The organism is Staphylococcus edaphicus (assembly GCF_002614725.1).
Taxonomy (GTDB): domain Bacteria; phylum Bacillota; class Bacilli; order Staphylococcales; family Staphylococcaceae; genus Staphylococcus; species Staphylococcus edaphicus.
Genome location: NZ_MRZN01000017.1, coordinates 33,251 through 51,704 on the forward strand (window position 1 = coordinate 33,251; position 18,454 = coordinate 51,704).

At 33.8% G+C, this 18,454-nt stretch carries 16 protein-coding genes; 15 read left to right on the forward strand and 1 reads right to left on the reverse strand.

The genetic code is table 11. The annotated features are described in order from the left end of the window. Window positions 1-247: 247 nt before the first annotated feature. From BTJ66_RS10090 to BTJ66_RS10100, 3 genes are all read left to right on the forward strand, one after another. The gene (locus tag BTJ66_RS10090) at window positions 248-1,432 is read left to right on the forward strand and encodes a M20 family metallopeptidase (protein ID WP_099090835.1); all 1,185 of its coding nucleotides are present in this window, start codon (window positions 248-250) and stop codon (window positions 1,430-1,432) included. After that, entirely contained in the window at window positions 1,429-2,625 is a 1,197-nt protein-coding gene (gene ldmS, locus BTJ66_RS10095; protein ID WP_099090836.1) for an L-aspartate--L-methionine ligase LdmS, read from the forward strand. The genes BTJ66_RS10090 and ldmS overlap by 4 nt, the downstream gene beginning before the upstream one ends. Window positions 2,626-2,854: 229 nt before the next feature. After that, window positions 2,855-3,520, forward strand: coding sequence for a DUF2750 domain-containing protein (locus BTJ66_RS10100; RefSeq protein ID WP_099090837.1), 666 nt, complete (start codon window positions 2,855-2,857; stop codon window positions 3,518-3,520). A gap of 325 nt (window positions 3,521-3,845) precedes the next feature. On the opposite strand, the gene coaW is transcribed toward BTJ66_RS10100, so the two are convergent. After that, the gene (coaW, locus tag BTJ66_RS10105; protein WP_099090838.1) at window positions 3,846-4,643 is read right to left on the reverse strand and encodes a type II pantothenate kinase; all 798 of its coding nucleotides are present in this window, start codon (window positions 4,641-4,643) and stop codon (window positions 3,846-3,848) included. A 500-nt stretch (window positions 4,644-5,143) separates the two neighbouring features. On the opposite strand from coaW, the gene BTJ66_RS10115 reads away from it, so the two are divergent. The 12 genes from BTJ66_RS10115 (at window position 5,144) to prmC (ending at window position 18,379) form a co-directional block, all read left to right on the forward strand. Next, window positions 5,144-6,004: a GNAT family N-acetyltransferase gene (locus tag BTJ66_RS10115; protein ID WP_099090839.1), complete on the forward strand. Its 861-nt coding sequence runs from the start codon at window positions 5,144-5,146 to the stop codon at window positions 6,002-6,004. 109 nt (window positions 6,005-6,113) lie between these two features. After that, a complete protein-coding gene (rpoE, locus tag BTJ66_RS10120; protein WP_099090840.1) occupies window positions 6,114-6,659 on the forward strand; it encodes a DNA-directed RNA polymerase subunit delta in 546 nt (181 codons plus the stop codon). A gap of 322 nt (window positions 6,660-6,981) precedes the next feature. Continuing rightward, a complete protein-coding gene (locus BTJ66_RS10125; protein WP_099090841.1) occupies window positions 6,982-8,592 on the forward strand; it encodes a CTP synthase in 1,611 nt (536 codons plus the stop codon). A 262-nt stretch (window positions 8,593-8,854) separates the two neighbouring features. Beyond that, complete coding sequence (fdaB, locus tag BTJ66_RS10130; RefSeq protein ID WP_099090842.1) at window positions 8,855-9,715, forward strand: class IIb fructose-bisphosphate aldolase FdaB; 861 nt, start codon at window positions 8,855-8,857, stop codon at window positions 9,713-9,715. 402 nt (window positions 9,716-10,117) lie between these two features. After that, window positions 10,118-11,377, forward strand: a complete 1,260-nt coding sequence (locus BTJ66_RS10135) for a UDP-N-acetylglucosamine 1-carboxyvinyltransferase (RefSeq protein ID WP_099090843.1) — start codon at window positions 10,118-10,120, stop codon at window positions 11,375-11,377. Window positions 11,378-11,464: 87 nt separating this feature from the next. Continuing rightward, complete coding sequence (locus BTJ66_RS10140; RefSeq protein WP_099090844.1) at window positions 11,465-11,809, forward strand: winged helix-turn-helix transcriptional regulator; 345 nt, start codon at window positions 11,465-11,467, stop codon at window positions 11,807-11,809. A 390-nt stretch (window positions 11,810-12,199) separates the two neighbouring features. After that, entirely contained in the window at window positions 12,200-13,627 is a 1,428-nt protein-coding gene (locus BTJ66_RS10145) for an aldehyde dehydrogenase family protein (protein ID WP_099090845.1), read from the forward strand. Between the two features lie 173 nt (window positions 13,628-13,800). After that, complete coding sequence (rho, locus tag BTJ66_RS10150) at window positions 13,801-15,117, forward strand: transcription termination factor Rho (protein ID WP_099090846.1); 1,317 nt, start codon at window positions 13,801-13,803, stop codon at window positions 15,115-15,117. 145 nt (window positions 15,118-15,262) lie between these two features. Next, window positions 15,263-15,520 (forward strand): type B 50S ribosomal protein L31, encoded by a 258-nt coding sequence (locus BTJ66_RS10155; RefSeq protein ID WP_002482711.1) that lies wholly within the window; start codon window positions 15,263-15,265, stop codon window positions 15,518-15,520. A gap of 357 nt (window positions 15,521-15,877) precedes the next feature. Beyond that, window positions 15,878-16,477, forward strand: coding sequence for a thymidine kinase (locus tag BTJ66_RS10160; protein ID WP_099090847.1), 600 nt, complete (start codon window positions 15,878-15,880; stop codon window positions 16,475-16,477). Beyond that, window positions 16,477-17,553: a peptide chain release factor 1 gene (prfA, locus tag BTJ66_RS10165; protein ID WP_099090848.1), complete on the forward strand. Its 1,077-nt coding sequence runs from the start codon at window positions 16,477-16,479 to the stop codon at window positions 17,551-17,553. Before BTJ66_RS10160 ends, prfA begins: the two co-directional genes overlap by 1 nt. After that, window positions 17,540-18,379: a peptide chain release factor N(5)-glutamine methyltransferase gene (prmC, locus tag BTJ66_RS10170; RefSeq protein WP_099090849.1), complete on the forward strand. Its 840-nt coding sequence runs from the start codon at window positions 17,540-17,542 to the stop codon at window positions 18,377-18,379. The genes prfA and prmC overlap by 14 nt, the downstream gene beginning before the upstream one ends. The last annotated feature ends 75 nt before the right edge of the window (window positions 18,380-18,454 follow it).

The window sequence follows — 18,454 nt, forward strand, 5'->3', positions numbered from 1 at the left end:
ACAAGACAATAAGGGATTTACAATTTTTGAAATGTGGTATAAAGGCTTATGAAAATTATTTTTATAAATTTCAGAAAAATGAATGACAGATTCCAATAAACCCGATAGAATAAGTAATAATTAAATCGTGTTTTGTGCATTATGAATCATATGTTGTGTTATATAATAAATTACTTATTGCATTTGATTTATTTTATAGATGGATTATAAGCATAATGCCAAGTAATTTAGGAGGCCATGTTTAATTATGGAAAATAAACAAAGTATATTAGACTATATAGAAAATGAAAAATATAAATATTTAGAAATGAGTCACCAAATTCATCAAAGACCAGAATTAGGTAATGAGGAGATATTTGCATCAAGAATGTTGACAGAAACATTAGCGCAACATGGATTTGAAGTTGAAACAAATATTGCGGGTCATGCGACAGGCTTTATTGCAAATTATGATTCAGGGCAAGTAGGCCCAACGATAGGCTTTTTAGCTGAATATGACGCACTTCCAGGACTGGGTCATGCATGTGGTCATAACATTATCGGTACAGCGAGTACATTTGCTGGTATAGCACTAAAGCAAGTAATCAATAAAATAGGTGGTAAAGTAATTGTATTGGGTTGTCCTGCAGAAGAAGGTGGAGAAAATGGCAGTGCAAAAGCGACGTATGTTAAAGAAGGCGTTATTGATGACCTAGATATTGCATTAATGGTTCATCCAGGTAATGAGACATACAGAACAATCGATACTTTAGCAGTGGATGTTTTAGATGTTAAATTTTATGGGAAAAGTGCACATGCATCTGAAAATGCAGATGAGGCAAAAAATGCACTTGACGCTATGATTTCGTATTTTAATGGTGTTGCACAATTGCGTCAGCATATAAAGCGTAGTCAGCGTGTTCATGGCGTTATATTAGATGGTGGTCAAGCAGCGAACATTATACCTGATTTTACGCATGCAAGATTTTACACTAGAGCAACAAGTCGACAAGAGTTAGATGTTTTAACTGAACGAGTTGGACAGATTGCTAAAGGTGCAGCATTACAAACAGGATGTGATTATGAATTTGGACCAATTCAAAATGGTGTAAATGAATTTATAAAATCTTCTAAATTAGATGATTTGTTTGCTAAATATGCAACTGAAATGGGTGAGGCTGTGATTGATGATGATTTCGGTTATGGCTCAACTGATACGGGTAATGTAAGTCATATTGTGCCAACAATACATCCGCATATTAAAATTGGATCACGTAATTTAGTTGGTCATACACATAGGTTTAGAGAGGCAGCAGCAAGCACACACGGCGATCAAGCATTAATTAGAGGTGCTAAAATTCTTTCTTTAATGGGATTAGAATTAATAACTAACCAAGCGTTGTTTGATGAAATTGTTGAGCAACATCAATTTATAAAGGGGCATAAAAAATGACTAAACAAAGGGCTCAAAGACCGAAATTAACACTTAGTGATCTGTATGATTCCAGTGTTGTCTACACTTCTAGACCATCCTATGTATCGAATCCATGGTTGGAACCTGAGGAGCATCAGTCTAATTTTTTAACGGGTAGAGAGCTTATTATTGCTAATCATATGCCAGTGATTGTTCATGAAGCAAGTGTCACTGATAAATTGAAACGATTATTTGAAACGGTAGGTCAACGTATGCCAACGAATATTATTCAGTTTAATGATCAACAAAGCTATGAACAAACGTTAAAAAAATTAGCACAAGAACAGCAGAAGAAAATTTATTTTCAATATATTCATGGAGAAGACATTTTAACGAAAGATTATTATGCCCTAGATAAAGACATTTTTGTTGCTTTAAATAATAAGGCACGTATTCCCGAGTGGACGAATAATAAATTTCTTCCGAGGCGAGAAGTGGTAAAAATCGAGGATTTTGAAGCGGCAGTATCTTTATGGGAGTTTCCATTTGTATTAAAACCAGGCGATGATTTACCAACTGCTGGTGGTTATGGTGTTATGATTTGTTACACTGAAGAAGATTTGGCGAAAGCAAAAATACGTATCGCTAATGCAAAATCGGAAACAGATACGATAATTATTGAGCAAAAGGTTGAAGCAAAGGCGAATTATTGTGTCCAATTTGCTTATTCTGAAAATGAAGGCATACGATATATAGGAACTTCTAAACAACTCACCGATGCTTATGGTTATTATAGTGGTAATCAAAATGCGTCCGATGTACCAGAGCATGTCATTCAAGCCGGTAGAGAAATCATGGAAATAGGTGTATCTAAAGGTTATTTTGGCGTAGCAGGCTTTGATTTATTACTAGATGATAATGAGGATGTATTTGCCATTGATTTAAATTTCAGACAAAATGGGTCGACGAGTATGTTGCTATTAGAGCCTTTACTTCAAGATGGCTATCATAAATTCTATAGTTATATTTCGCCTTGTGATAATGAGCATTTTTTCACAACAATTTTGAAATATGTGCGTAAAGGCGTGTTATTTCCTCTTTCATATTATGATGGAAGTTGGTTTGAAAACGAGACAGTTCAATCTAGATTTGGCTGTATATGGCACGCTGAAAGTAAAGAAACCGTCGATGCATTGGAACAACAATTTTTAAAAGATTTACAGGGCAACTAAGATATAGGTAATGATAACAATAGACATATGTTAATGCTATAATATGTTTGCCATATGAAAATAATTTAAGATGCATCATAATAAAAAATATGAAATTTGCCTATGATACAATTTTGTGTGTCGTAGGCTTTTTAAAAACTATAATTAGCATGCGTTGTTTGACTAGAAACATACAGTCATTTATATTTTAAATATGAGAAATTATTACAAATGAATTGAAGGTGTAAATATGTCTTATAAAGAAAGTTCATTTTTTCAAGATATTTTAATTAATGAAGTTTTTTATATCGCAACAAAATCAAAGCGTATGATTAGACAAGAAGTATCTGAAAAAAATGTAGTGTGTGCATGGACAGACGTAGCAACTGCGGAAAGTTATTTGAGTAAAGAAAATATTGAATATGACAAAATTAAAACGGTTGATATTGACCGTTTTGTAACTTATGAAATAGATGATATTTTCGATGAAGACGATGAAGTATTAATGAATCCTACTTCTCATAAAGATGGTGAGATTGTTCGTATTGTTGCAGCGTCAAACGAATTGATGTCTGATTTAGATAATATTCGATTAAAAGAATTTGTAAAAGATGTTGCTAAAGAAGATGCTGTATTTGGTTTAACAAATAAAAATGAGAAACAATTTATTATGATTAGCGATGAAGCACATCAGAAACCGCATATAATGCCTGTTTGGAGTATTAGAAATAGAGCTGAAAAAGTAAGAGATCAAGATTTTGAAGAATGTGAAATTATTGAAATTGAAGGTGAAGTATTTGCTGAATGGTTAGACATCTTACGTGATGACGACCATGCAGTAGCAATTGACCTGAAATCAGGTGTAGTTGGTACAGTTGTACCTGCTCAAAAAGTAATCGACCAACTCACATTTTAAATAAAGTAAATATTGGGTTAGCAATTAAGATTTATGTATTGATTGATATTTGAAAGATACACATTTATATTACTATGAAGCAGTCATTGCTTTTGTTAATAAAAACATGTTGCTAAGGTTAAGTGATATTTCTCGTTTAATTGAAGTGGAACAGCGAGATAAACACTACCATTTTCAGATGAATCATCCAATTGTCTATAATTTATTTACGAAGCGAGGCCAAGACATAATCCTATGTCTTGGCCTCGCTTTAAAAATATGTCCAATTTACCATAATCAATTCATTGAGGTAGGGTTTACCATTTTACATCGATTGAACTAAGACTTATAAGTGTATAGAACCTAAAGCACCAGAAAAAGCACCGTGTTTAATGTAATAGGGTTTGTAGCCACGAAGTATAGTGTAATCTTTGACGACGTCTTTTAGTAAATCATTGTTGTGGAAAGAAGAACCGATATAGGCAACATTTTTAGTGTTATATTCTCTAGCTACGGTAATTGACATCGTTGTAATGACTTCCCCGACAACTGCAATAGCAGAAGCTAGTTTATCAGCGTCTGTAAACGACTTATCTAAATTATGTAGCACATTACCAAAGTTAGCAGCGGTTAAATCTCCAGAAATGGGAGGTTCACTATCTTTATAAATATGTTTAACTTTTAAATCAATGATATCACGATTGCCATTTTGAGCAGTATCCGTTAATTGTTTATAATCATTAATACCTGTCAGTAAGTAACCAAGACCTTGTATCATACCGCCACCAGTTCCAATACCACCAACACGCTTTTGTTCTTTGCCATTTGAAAAATGAAGTGAAGAACCAGTACCAACATTGGTGAAAATATAGTTATCTAAGAAGTGACCTTGTTCTTCTAAAAGAATTTCTAGACCTTTAGCGGCAGCATCGAATTCAACAAATACACGTGATTTGCAATTTAATTTTTCATTAATGACCGCAGCTTGTCCACCAGTAAGACTAATGTTATGACATTCTTGTTGGTTAAGCCATTGAATGACTTCTTCAATCTCAGTAGTTAACTTCGTGTTATATGTTCTTTTGCCTTCCTTTTCTTGAACAATTTTTATGAGTGTACCACCAGCATCGATGCCTATCTTCATCTGTATTCCTCCTAATATAATTTCCATTATTACTTATAGTATAATAAAATGAAGGAAAATCAAACACGAATTTATAGGGGGACGAAAGCATATTATATAATTAAGTTCATATGTTGAAGTAAAAGATGTGAGAGAAGCAGTTGATTTTTTAATCAAGCATTTGGTAGAAAGAGAAAATGTTGAATAAAACAAAAGGTCATTTGTTGTATATAGCATTGCATATCAATGAAACCATAGTGTTACATATTTCAAGCACGTATGGTCGAGACGGCGCAATGACAATACGAATGTCATACTCACTTTTGACAATTTAGAAGTGCATCACAATGTCTATGAGTCTATAAGGGGAACATCATATGCTACTAGAGAAATCGTTTTTAGGTGCAATATCTGGTCAAGTGAAGTCCAATTTGAAATAAATTAGTTAGTGAATTATAGATTAAATTTGATGAACAAGTGGTATGAATAAGTAATTACTACGTTATAATAGGGGATAAAAAATGTTAATTAAGAAAAATTTTGAAAATATCACGGTACAAGTTTATGAAGAGAAATACAAACAATCATTATATGATTTTAAATTAAGTGAAAGACAACAAATATATTCTTCATTGCCCAAAGATGTATTGGACGACGCGATAAATGACGAAAATAGGGTGGCCAACATTGCACTCAATGAAGCCGGTGAAGTTATTGGTTTCTTTGTTTTGCATCAGTATTATCAACATGAGGGTTATGACACACCAAATCAAGTCATATATGTGAGATCCTTATCGGTCAACGAAGCTTTTCAAGGATATGGTTTCGGAACTAAAATGATGATGTTCCTTCCTGAATATGTACAAACACTTTTTCCAAATTTTAATCATTTATATTTAGTTGTTGACGCTGAAAATAAAGGGGCATGGAATGTTTACGAACGTGCAGGGTTTATGCATGCTGCTACAAAAGAAGAAGGTCCAATTGGTAAAGAAAGGTTATATTATCTTGATTTAGACACTAAGCACGTGTCTTCCTTAAAATTAAAGTCTAATACAGACGAGCAACCTTTTAATATCCATATGATAGATTTAATTAAAGATGCAAATAAGGTAGGGTTTATTGCTATAGAAAGACATGAAGATCGCATGAATATTTCTTCAGTCGAAGTGAATAAAGAAGAGCGACATCGTGGGATTGCCGAAAGTGCATTAAGACAATTATCTACCTATGTACGAAAACATTTCGATGGTGTAAAGTTATTGTCAATAACATTGTATGGTGAGAATAATGAATTAAAACCATTATGCATCAATAGTAATTTCGTTGAAATTGATGCTGCTGATGATTATATTGTCTTTGAAAAATATATAAATTACTAAATGCGATTGCGAAATCAGGGATTGTCATTTATAATTTACATTTGTTATTATTACTTATGTTAAACTTAGTACTGGTTTGGATAAATGCCTTTGAAAGGAAGAATAAATTATGAGAATTCAAGATTACACAAAAGAAATGGTTGATGAGAAATCATTTATCGATATGGCTTATACATTATTGAATGAAAAAAATGACACAATGAACTTGTACGATATCATTGATGAATTTAAAGCACTTGGTCATTATAAAGATGATGAAATTGAAAATAGAATTGTTCAATTTTATACAGATTTAAATACAGACGGTCGTTTTTTAAATGTTGGAGAAAACATCTGGGGATTACGTGATTGGTATTCAGTAGCTGATATCGAAGAGAAAATCGCGCCTACGATACAAAAATTTGATATTTTGGACGATGATGATGAAGAAGATAAAAACTTAAAATTACTTGGTGAAGACGATGCTGATGACGACGATGATATCCCAGCAGTTACAGACGACCAAGAAACTTTAAATGACCCAGAAGATCCAGAAGAAGATGATGTGGATGAAGATCTTAACGAAACAGAAATTGTTATTGATGAAGATGATGAAGATTTAGATGAAGAAGATGAAGACGAAGAATTTGAAGACGAAGAAGAAACCGAAAAATAATTCTTTTAGATTTAATTGACTTTTTTCGTGAACATGATAAAATTTTATTCGGGCTCCTTTAATTAGGACGACGTGTATAAATCTTATACGCTCCCCCTTACAACCATGTGAGAGGGAGCGATTTTTTTATTTTAATTACTTTATAAGTTTTATAATAATTTATAATTCGAAAAGCATTTGTTACGACATTTGATATATATTTGGTGAGAACTTAAATATGTAAACAAGTTGAATCACAAAATAAAATAATCAATAAATAAGAAAATTATTGCTAATCACAGGTATTGAAAGAAAATACTGTTTTAATCATAGGAGGCAGAACATGACAAAGTTTATTTTTGTAACTGGTGGGGTCGTTTCTTCACTAGGTAAAGGTATTACAGCGGCATCTTTAGGAAGATTATTAAAAGATAGAGGATTGAAAGTAACGATTCAAAAGTTCGATCCATACTTAAATGTAGATCCAGGTACAATGAGTCCATATCAACATGGTGAAGTATTTGTTACCGATGATGGCGCTGAAACGGACTTGGACCTAGGGCATTATGAAAGATTTATTGATATTAATTTAAATAAATATTCAAATGTTACAGCAGGAAAAGTCTATTCACATGTCTTAAAGAAAGAGCGTCGTGGTGATTATTTAGGTGGTACGGTTCAAGTGATACCGCATATTACGAACGAAATTAAAGAACGTTTATTACTAGCAGGAGAAAGCACGAATGCAGACGTTGTTATTACTGAAATTGGTGGTACAACAGGTGATATAGAGTCATTGCCCTTTATCGAAGCGATCAGACAAATTCGTAGTGATTTAGGACGTGAAAATGTGATGTATGTCCACTGTACATTACTCCCATATATAAAGGCAGCAGGAGAAATGAAGACAAAACCAACACAACATAGCGTTAAAGAATTGCGCGGCCTTGGTATTCAGCCGGATTTAATTGTTGTTAGAACAGAATATGAATTAACTCAAGATTTAAAAGATAAAATTGCATTATTTTGTGACATTGATAAAGCAAGTGTTATTGAATGTCGTGATGCTGAATCATTATATGAAATTCCTTTACAATTAAGTAAGCAGGATATGGATGATATCGTTATCAAACGATTAGAATTGAATCCAAAATATGAAACACAACTAGATGAATGGCAATATTTATTAGATACTGTTAATAATTTAGATGGTAAGATAACGATTGGTTTGGTAGGCAAATATGTAAGTCTACAAGACGCATACTTATCAGTTGTCGAATCACTAAAACATGCTGGGTATCCTTTCAAAAAAGATATCGATGTTAAATGGATTGATTCAAGTGAGGTAACAGATGAAAATGTTGCTGAAATTTTAGCAGATGTAGATGGTATTTTAGTTCCAGGTGGATTTGGATTCCGTGCGAGTGAAGGTAAAATATCGGCAATTAAATTTGCGCGTGAACATAATGTGCCTTATTTCGGTATTTGTTTAGGTATGCAGTTAGCTACTGTAGAATTTGCAAGAAATGTTATTGGTCTAGATGGGGCGCATTCTGCAGAATTAGATCCTAATACACCTCACCCAATCATTGACTTGCTACCAGAACAAAAGGATATTGAAGACTTAGGTGGTACACTACGTCTAGGTTTATATCCTTGTCATATTAAAGCAGACACGTTAGCTAATTCAATTTATAATGAAACTGAAATTGAAGAAAGACACCGTCATCGTTATGAATTTAATAACGAATATAGAGCGCAACTTGAAGCGAATGGTATGGTATTTTCTGGAACAAGTCCGGATGGCCGTCTAGTAGAAATGGTAGAAATTCCAAGTAATGATTTTTTCGTTGCATGTCAATTCCACCCAGAATTTTTATCAAGACCGAATCGCCCACAGCCAATATTCAAAGCATTTATAGAAGCTTCTTTGAAACAACAGCAATCTAAATAATTCTATAGACACATGTATTAGAGCCGTATGTAAAGTATGAGGCCAATATGTGTGTCTTTTTCGTTTATGGTTTATATTTATCCCGAATGACTTATGGTTTAGTGGATAGTAAAAGTTAGCATTTACAGTGTTTTTTGTTCGACTATAATAAAAAACATGAAATAAAAACGCTTACAATTATATTGAAGCATGCAAAAGGCATTTGACTTTGATATAATTAGATTGTAAAAATATGTGCTTAAAGCACCAAGGAGGAACTTTCATGCCTTTAGTTTCAATGAAAGAAATGTTAATAGATGCAAAAGAAAATGGTTACGCAGTAGGTCAATATAACCTTAATAACTTAGAATTTACACAAGCAATTTTAGAAGCTTCTCAAGAAGAAAATGCGCCAGTAATCTTAGGTGTATCTGAGGGAGCTGCTCGTTATATGGGTGGTTTCTACACAGTTGTTAAAATGGTTGAAGGTTTAATGCACGATAAAGAAATTACTGTTCCAGTTGCTATTCACTTAGATCACGGATCAAGTTTTGAAAAATGTAAAGAAGCGATTGATGCTGGTTTTACATCAGTAATGATTGACGCTTCACATGGTTCATTTGAAGATAACGTTGAAATTACTTCTAAAGTTGTGGAATACGCTCATGAACATGGTGTTTCAGTTGAAGCTGAATTAGGTACTGTTGGCGGGCAAGAAGATGATGTCGTTGCTGACGGCGTAATTTACGCTGATCCTAAAGAATGTCAAGAACTTGTTGAAAAAACTGGTATCGACACATTAGCTCCGGCATTAGGTTCAGTACACGGACCATATAAAGGTGAACCTAAATTAGGATTTAAAGAAATGGAAGAAATTGGTGCTTCTACTGGACTACCATTAGTATTACATGGTGGTACTGGTATCCCAACGAAAGACATTCAAAAAGCAATTCCATTCGGTACTGCTAAAATTAATGTAAACACTGAAAACCAAATTGCTTCAGCTAAAGCAGTTCGTGAAGCTTTAGAAAATGACAAAGAAATGTACGATCCACGTAAATATTTAGGACCTGCACGTGAAGCAATTAAAGCAACTGTTATTGGTAAAATCAAAGAGTTTGGTACATCTAATAAAGCAAAATAAGCTAGCTTTTATATATGTAAAACGGTCATATTTAAAGTTGTCACATAGTCAGTGAAACTTTAGTAATTATGTATCAACCTTATGGGGGCGAGACGACGAAATCAAATTTTTTTGGTTTCTGTCCCGCTCTCTTTTTTTTATGTTATAATTTGTTGAGCTTTAGCAAGCAGTGTAATAAAGTAAAGATTCAAATCATAATAAGTCTTAATAATTATGATTTGAATCCCAAAATAGTGGGAATTAAATTAATAGTAAAAATTTATATTCATGAGATGAGACTTTATTCTATTTGAAATAAGTTTGAACAAACAGACGCGCTTTGCAAACAGTAATAAATTAATTTATAATGCAATGATGTAGTGGAAGAGAAATATTGATTGAAAGGCAAAGGAGAACATACGAATGGCTCAAGAAGTGATTAAAATTAGAGGTGGTCAAACACTTAAAGGTGAAGTGAACAACCACGGTGCTAAAAATAGTGCAGTAGCAATTATACCAGCGGCAATTTTGGCTGAAGATAAAGTGACGATTGAAGGCCTTCCAGAAATCTCTGATGTAGAAACATTAGTTAGTTTACTTGGAGATTTAAATATTAAGACTGAGTTAGATGGCATGACATTAAATGTGGATCCAAATGAAATTGAAAATGCGCCACTACCTAATAATAAAGTTGAATCCTTACGTGCGTCATATTATATGATGGGTGCCATGTTAGGCAGATTTAAAAAATGCGTCATTGGTTTGCCAGGTGGCTGTCCATTAGGGCCACGACCAATAGACCAGCATATCAAAGGTTTTAAAGCTTTAGGTGCTAAAATTGATGAATCAAGTTCTACTTCAATGAAGATTGAAGCGGATAAATTAACAGGGGCTAATATCTTCTTAGATATAGTTAGTGTTGGTGCAACTATTAATATTATGCTTGCAGCAGTGCGTGCTGAAGGCCATACTGTAATTGAAAATGCTGCAAAAGAACCTGAAGTAGTAGATGTAGCTAATTTCTTATCTAGCTTAGGTGCGGATATTAAAGGTGCTGGAACAAGTACAATTAAAATTAATGGTGTGGAGCATCTACATGGTTCTCATCATCAAGTCATTCCGGATAGAATTGAAGCCGGCACATATATGTGTATTGCAGCAGCGTGTGGTGACGATATAACGATTAATAATATTATTCCAACACATGTAGAACCTTTAACAGTAAAATTAAAAGAGCTGGGTGTAGATATTAAAGTAGGCGATGATAGTGCCATAATAAAACGTAGTACACCTTATTCAAGTGTAGATATCAAGACGCTTGTATACCCTGGATTTGCTACAGACTTACAACAACCTATCACGCCATTGTTATTTATGGCTGATGGTGTGTCGTTTGTTACTGAAACGATTTACCCAGCAAGGTTCAGACATGTAGATGAATTGAAAAATATGGGCGCAAATATTTCAGTAGATGATGGTACAGCGACTATTAAACCTTCTACGTTAACTGGCGCAGAAGTTTATGCAAGTGATTTACGTGCGGGCGCTTGTCTTATTGTTGCTGGACTACTAGCAGAGGGTGTTACGACAATTTATAATGTAAAACATATTTATCGTGGTTATACTAATATCGTTAGTACTTTAAAATCTCTTGGTGCAGACATTTGGACTGAAGAAGTTTAAAAAATGTGGTATACTAAATATACTTAGTAATTAAAGAGTACTTAGTATAAAAGACAATAGAATAATATCGATATTGAGGTGATGACCATGGAGGTTTGCCCTTATCTAGAAGAAACCTTTAAAATAGTAGGTAGAAGCTGGAATGGTCTAATTATTAATTATTTATCTAGATGCACGGAAAAATCTGCACACTTTTCAGATATGAAACGTGATTTAAAAACAATCACGCCGCGTGCGCTTAGTATAAAGTTAACAGACCTAAGTGAATGGGGGCTGGTTGAAAAGAAAGTCATTTCTACGAGCCCTATGAATATTCTTTACCAGCTAACAGATAAAGGTGATGCTTTAGCAACAGCGTTGGTGCCGATGGAAAAATGGGCTCAAGAATATATTGAACTCGAAAATCAAGCGCATGCGAATACTAAAGAATAATTAATGTTCAAAATGTATAAAGATATTTTTCTTACTTCACATAGGTTAGAAAATATCGAGACTCATTGGCATTCATGAACATTTTAGTGATTTTTTGCGTTTAACGAAGGGCTTTTTATATTTTTGGGTTGATATTTTGATATGAAAGACTAAGACATGCTTGTGTCTTAGTCTTTTTTTGTATCATTCAAATCTATATAAAAACGAAGCAATTTAGCACAATACAATAAGTTTTGTATGCGTATGTTAGCCATTTAAAAAAATGTGTAAAATGAATAGAAAACGTTTTATAACAACGTTTGTTGAGATTCAGCGTGAGCACTTATGTTTAAAAAAATAAAATCTAGGTTAGAATAATACTATCAACACAAGATAAGGAGTGAATTATTGATGAGAAATTTCACTAAACAATATATCAACGGAGAATGGGTTGAAAGTACAAGTGGAGAAACACTTGAAGTTATTAATCCTGCAACAGAAGAAGTAGCGGGTGTCATTGCTAAAGGTAACAAAGAAGATGTAGATAAAGCTGTAGAAGCAGCTGACAACGTATATTTAGAGTATAGACACAGTTCAGTAGAAGAAAGACAAGCATTATTAGATAAAATCGTACAAGAATATAAAAATAGAAAAGAAGACTTAATTCAAGCTATTACTGATGAGTTAGGCGCTCCGTTATCAGTTGCTGAAAATGTTCATTATCAAATGGGCTTAGATCATTTTGAAGCAGCACGTGATGCGTTAAAAGATTTTCAATTTGAAGAACGTCGTGGTGATGATTTAGTTGTTAAAGAAGCAATTGGTGTATCAGGATTAATTACGCCTTGGAACTTCCCAACAAATCAAACAGCATTAAAATTAGCAGCGGCATTTGCTGCAGGTAGTCCAGTCGTATTAAAACCTTCAGAAGAAACACCATTTGCTGCTATTATATTGGCAGAAATTTTTGATAAAGTTGGTGTACCAAAAGGCGTATTTAACTTAGTGAATGGTGACGGACAAGGCGTAGGTAATCCTTTAAGTGAACATCCTAAAGTAAGAATGATGTCATTTACTGGTTCTGGTCCAACAGGTTCAAGCATTATGAAAAAAGCCGCTGATGATTTCAAAAAAGTTTCACTAGAATTAGGTGGTAAATCACCATATATTATCTTAGATGATGCTGATATTGATGGTGCAGCAAGTGCAGCAGCTAATAAAGTTGTATTTAATACTGGGCAAGTATGTACAGCAGGTACAAGAACAATTGTACCAGTGAGCATGAAAGAAGATTTTTTAACAGCAGTGAAAGAAAAATTCAGCCAAGTTAAAGTAGGTAATCCTAGAGAAGAAGGTACACAAGTTGGTCCAATTATAAGTAAAAAACAATTTGACCAAGTTCAAAATTATATTGATAAAGGTATAGAAGAAGGTGCCGAATTATTATATGGTGGACCTGGTAAACCTGAAGGATTAGATAAAGGTTATTTTGCGAGACCAACTATTTTCAATAATGTAGATAACAGTATGACAATCGCCCAAGAAGAAATATTTGGACCAGTTATGTCTGTAATTGCATATAATGATTTAGATGAAGCTATTAAAATTGCAAATGATACAAAATATGGTTTAGCTGGTTACGTTTATGGTAGTGATAAAGATAAACTTCATAAAGTAGCACGTTCAATTGAAGCTGGTACTGTTGAAATTAACGAAGCCGGACGCAAACCCGACTTACCATTCGGTGGTTATAAACAATCAGGTTTAGGCCGTGAGTGGGGCGATTACGGAATTGAAGAATTCCTAGAAGTTAAATCTATTGCAGGATACTACAAATAATAATTAAACTAATATATTTAATGGAAGCAAGGCGATGATATTGCCTTGCTTTTTTATATTTTATAAATAGAAATACATTTTGTAATTAAATAGGAAATTTGCTATAGTTATAAAAGTAGTAGCGTAGTTACTACGTTATTTAAAAAACTTATTTATGAAATGGGTGCAAGATAATGCCTGATAAAGTACGGACATCACCTCAGTATGAATCGTTCCACGAGTTATACAAAAATTACACTACAAAAGATCTCACTCAAAAAGCAAAATCTCTAAAATTAACAAACTATAGTAAATTGAATAAAAAAGAACTTGTTCTTGCGATCATGGAAGCGCAAATGGAAAAAGATGGTAACTATTATATGGAAGGTATTTTAGATGATATCCAACAAGATGGTTATGGTTTTTTACGAACAGTTAATTATTCTAAGGGAGAAAAAGATATTTATATTTCTGCCAGTCAAATTCGTCGTTTTGAAATAAAACGTGGCGATAAAGTGACGGGTAAAGTAAGAAAGCCTAAGGATAATGAAAAGTACTATGGTTTATTACAAGTTGATTTTGTCAATGATGAGAATGCAGAAGAAGTTAAAAAACGTCCCCATTTCCAAGCATTAACGCCGTTATATCCAGAAGAACGTATTGTGTTGGAAACTACGAAACATAATTTTTCAACACGTATTATGGATTTAATAACGCCAATTGGATTAGGACAGCGTGGTCTTATCGTTGCGCCACCAAAAGCAGGGAAAACATCTCTACTTAAAGAAATTGCGAATGCGATTGCAACGAATAAACCTGATGCAGAATTATTCGTATTACTAGTTGGGGAACGACCTGAAGAGGTTACAGATATAGAGAGATCAGTGGAATCGGCAGAAGTAGTTCACTCTACGTTTGATGAGCCACCTCAGCATCATGTCAAAGTTGCGGAATTACTGCTTGAACGTGCTAAACGTCTAGTAGAAGTTGGTAAGGATGTCATTATATTAATGGATTCTATAACTCGGTTAGCTCGAGCTTATAACCTTGTTATTCCACCAAGTGGTCGCACGCTATCTGGTGGTTTAGATCCAGCATCTTTACACAAACCGAAAGCATTCTTTGGTGCAGCTAGAAATATCGAAGCAGGAGGCAGTATGACTATACTAGCAACAGCTTTAGTTGATACTGGTTCACGCATGGATGATATGATATACGAAGAATTCAAAGGTACTGGTAATATGGAGTTACATTTAGATCGTAAGTTAGCTGAACGTCGTGTATTCCCGGCAATCGACATTGGACGCAGTTCAACACGTAAAGAAGAATTATTGATCAATCCAAAAGATTTAGAATCTTTATGGCAATTACGTAACATGTTTACGGACTCAACTGATTTTACAGAAAGGTTTGTTCGTAAACTCAAACGAACGGACAATAATCAAGAATTCTTTGAACAGTTACAAAAAGCTGCTAAGGAAAGCACGAAAACAGGTAAGCCTATCATTTAATTTGAAAAGTACCAATAGATATCATAAGCAATATTAGATTTAGGGTTGCGTTTTATATTTAAAGACATTATAATTATCAAGTATTGGGTAAAAAACTCACAAAAAACTCTGTTCCAGATGGTTCAGGGCAAAGGAGCTGAAAATAATGAGACAAAATATTCATCCTGAATATCACAATGTTATCTTTTTAGATACTACTACAGATTTTAAATTCTTAAGTGGTTCAACTAAAACTTCATCAGAGACAATGGAATGGGAAGATGGAAACGAATACCCAGTTATTCGTTTAGACATTTCATCTGATTCACATCCATTCTACACAGGACGTCAAAAATTCGCTGCTGCGGATGGTCGTGTGGAACGTTTCAACAAAAAATTCGGATTCAAATCAAGCAACGAATAATTGTTGGCAAAAGGCATTCTCATTTAATGAGAATGCCTTTTTGTTTTCAAAACAACTATAAATTTGTTAATTAGATAAAATATAGAATGATTTTGTGAACAAATGTATTGAAGTGAATTTATAATGTCTTTATGAGAAATTAGAATTTACATACAAGTTGGTTTAAATTAAGACACTGATGCATGAATCATTTTTAAATTTGAACACGATTATCATTTTTAGGCGTTGATTGTTGTCCCGTTTATTGTTCGTAATCACATGCATAAATTAACTTAATAACTTGAAAATATATCCTATTTCAATGTAGAAAATATGATATAATGAATCGATTATGTTTTGAAAAAGGTGGAACGCATAATGTATGAAACTTATCATTCCGGGTGGATTGAATGTATTACTGGAAGTATGTTTAGTGGCAAATCTGAAGAACTTATCCGTCGTTTAAGACGAGGACTTTATGCTAAACAAAATGTTGTTGTATTTAAACCAGCTATAGATGACCGCTATCATAAAGATAAGATTGTTTCTCATAATGGTAATGCTATAGAAGCAATAAATATTTCAACAGCAGCAGAGATATTAAAACACAATTTATCAGAAGTGGAAGTCATTGGTATAGATGAAGTACAATTTTTTGAAGATGGTATTGTACATATAGCCGAACGATTAGCCGAAAAAGGACATAGAGTCATTACTGCTGGTCTAGATATGGATTTTAGAGGAGAGCCTTTCGAACCAATGCCCAAAATGATGGCAGTTAGTGAGGATGTAACTAAACTTCAAGCGGTCTGTGCAGTTTGTGGTGCGTCGTCAAGCCGTACTCAAAGGTTAATTGATGGCAATCCAGCAAAAATAGATGATCCAGTAATATTAGTTGGTGCAAATGAAAGTTATGAACCGCGATGTAGAGCACATCATATTGTAGCGCCAAGTAACATTAAGAAGGAGGAAATGTAGTGTTTGATCAATTAGACATTGTAGAGGAAAGATATGAGCAATTAAATGAATTATTGAGCGATCCTGATGTTGTAAGTAACCCAGATAATTTACGTGAATATTCGAAAGAACAAGCAGAGTTACAAAAAACGGTAGAGGTATACCGAGATTATAAACAAACAAAAGAAGATATTTCAGAAGTGGAAGAGATGTTACAAGATACAAAAGATAGTGAAGAAATTGAGATGTTAAAAGATGAACATCAAACACTTCAAAATAAGGTGCCTAAACTAGAAGAAGAACTTAAATTCTTACTGATTCCTAAAGATCCAAATGATGACAAGGATGTAATTGTGGAAATTCGCGCTGCAGCAGGTGGAGATGAAGCCGCAATTTTTGCAGGTGATTTGTTTAGAATGTATTCTAAGTATGCTGAAGCATTAAATTATAAAACAGACATTGTAGAAGTTACAGAAAGCGACCATGGCGGGTATAAAGAAATTAGTTTCTCAGTCTCTGGTAATGGCGCTTTTAGTAAATTAAAATATGAGAACGGTGCACATCGAGTGCAACGTGTTCCTGAAACTGAGTCAGGTGGACGTATTCATACATCAACTGCTACAGTTGCGGTACTTCCTGAGGTAGAAGATGTTGAAATAGAAGTTCGTAATGAAGACTTAAAAGTTGACACATACCGCTCAAGTGGCGCGGGAGGTCAGCATGTTAATACAACAGACTCAGCAGTCCGTATTACACATATCCCAACAGGTGTTATTGCGACATCTTCAGAAAAATCACAGATTCAAAACCGTGAAAAAGCACTCAAAGTATTAAAAGCGCGTTTATTTGATATGAAATTACAAGAAGAGCAACAAAAATATGCAGCCCAACGTAAATCAGCAGTCGGAACGGGTGATCGTTCAGAGCGTATCAGAACATATAACTACCCACAAAGTCGTGTGACGGATCACCGTATTGGTTTAACATTACAAAAGTTAGACCAAATAATGGAAGGCAAATTAGACGAGATTATAGATGCATTAACATTAGCCGAACAAACGGACAAGTTGAAAGAATTAAATAATGGTGAATTATAAAACTTTATTAAATCAAGCCAAAGTAAAGTGTAGTAAACAAGAGATTGAATCGACACGGGCAGAATGGCTGATGATGGATTTATTTAATTGGTCAAAAGCGGATTACTTAATGCATATGGATGACGAAGTTACAGTACAACATGAAACCTTATTTGAAGAAGCAACACAAAGAATGCTTAATTATGAACCGATACAATACATTGTTGGTAGACAGTCATTTTACGGAGAGGTTTTTAAGGTAAATAAACATTGCCTGATTCCGAGACCAGAAACAGAAGAGGTTATGCTCCATTTTTATAACCAAATCAATGCTGGGGATTGCATTGTAGATATTGGTACTGGCAGTGGAAATATACCAATAACATTAAAAAAAATGGAACCGTCATTAGATGTTTACGCTACAGATTTATATGATTCAGCATTATCTGTAGCTAAGACGAATGCAACAAGTCATCAAGTAGAAATTAATTTTTTGCAAGGAGATACATTGATGCCACTCATTGAACGTGGAATTAAGGTGAATGGACTTATTTCAAATCCACCATATATTGACGATAAAGATGTGGTGCAAATGGATGAGTCGGTGTTGAATTATGAGCCTCATAGTGCATTATTTGCCGAGAATAATGGGTATGCTGTCTATGATAAAATTTTAGAACATCTGCCAGATGTGTTATTACCAAATGCTAAAGTTGTGTTTGAAATTGGTTACAACCAAGGACAAGCCATAAAGCAACGCATTGTGACAAAGTTCCCAACGATAGATGTTCAAGTCATTAAAGATATAAATCATAACGACCGAACAATTTCATTCGTTTGGTGTTAAAAAGTTATGCACTAAACATGATTATTCATGAGAGTGCATAACTTTTTATTTTGCTTTAAAATAGAGACTAAAGTG

Excerpts from the sequence above, each read along its gene's own strand:
- BTJ66_RS10090 (WP_099090835.1), top strand. The coding sequence starts at position 248 with ATGGAAAATAAACAAAGTATATTAGACTATATAGAAAATGAAAAATAT.
- ldmS (WP_099090836.1), top strand. The coding sequence starts at position 1,429 with ATGACTAAACAAAGGGCTCAAAGACCGAAATTAACACTTAGTGATCTG.
- BTJ66_RS10100 (WP_099090837.1), top strand. The coding sequence starts at position 2,855 with ATGTCTTATAAAGAAAGTTCATTTTTTCAAGATATTTTAATTAATGAA.
- coaW (WP_099090838.1), bottom strand. The coding sequence starts at position 4,643 with ATGAAGATAGGCATCGATGCTGGTGGTACACTCATAAAAATTGTTCAA.
- BTJ66_RS10115 (WP_099090839.1), top strand. The coding sequence starts at position 5,144 with ATGTTAATTAAGAAAAATTTTGAAAATATCACGGTACAAGTTTATGAA.
- rpoE (WP_099090840.1), top strand. The coding sequence starts at position 6,114 with ATGAGAATTCAAGATTACACAAAAGAAATGGTTGATGAGAAATCATTT.
- BTJ66_RS10125 (WP_099090841.1), top strand. The coding sequence starts at position 6,982 with ATGACAAAGTTTATTTTTGTAACTGGTGGGGTCGTTTCTTCACTAGGT.
- fdaB (WP_099090842.1), top strand. The coding sequence starts at position 8,855 with ATGCCTTTAGTTTCAATGAAAGAAATGTTAATAGATGCAAAAGAAAAT.
- BTJ66_RS10135 (WP_099090843.1), top strand. The coding sequence starts at position 10,118 with ATGGCTCAAGAAGTGATTAAAATTAGAGGTGGTCAAACACTTAAAGGT.
- BTJ66_RS10140 (WP_099090844.1), top strand. The coding sequence starts at position 11,465 with ATGGAGGTTTGCCCTTATCTAGAAGAAACCTTTAAAATAGTAGGTAGA.
- BTJ66_RS10145 (WP_099090845.1), top strand. The coding sequence starts at position 12,200 with ATGAGAAATTTCACTAAACAATATATCAACGGAGAATGGGTTGAAAGT.
- rho (WP_099090846.1), top strand. The coding sequence starts at position 13,801 with ATGCCTGATAAAGTACGGACATCACCTCAGTATGAATCGTTCCACGAG.
- BTJ66_RS10155 (WP_002482711.1), top strand. The coding sequence starts at position 15,263 with ATGAGACAAAATATTCATCCTGAATATCACAATGTTATCTTTTTAGAT.
- BTJ66_RS10160 (WP_099090847.1), top strand. The coding sequence starts at position 15,878 with ATGTATGAAACTTATCATTCCGGGTGGATTGAATGTATTACTGGAAGT.
- prmC (WP_099090849.1), top strand. The coding sequence starts at position 17,540 with ATGGTGAATTATAAAACTTTATTAAATCAAGCCAAAGTAAAGTGTAGT.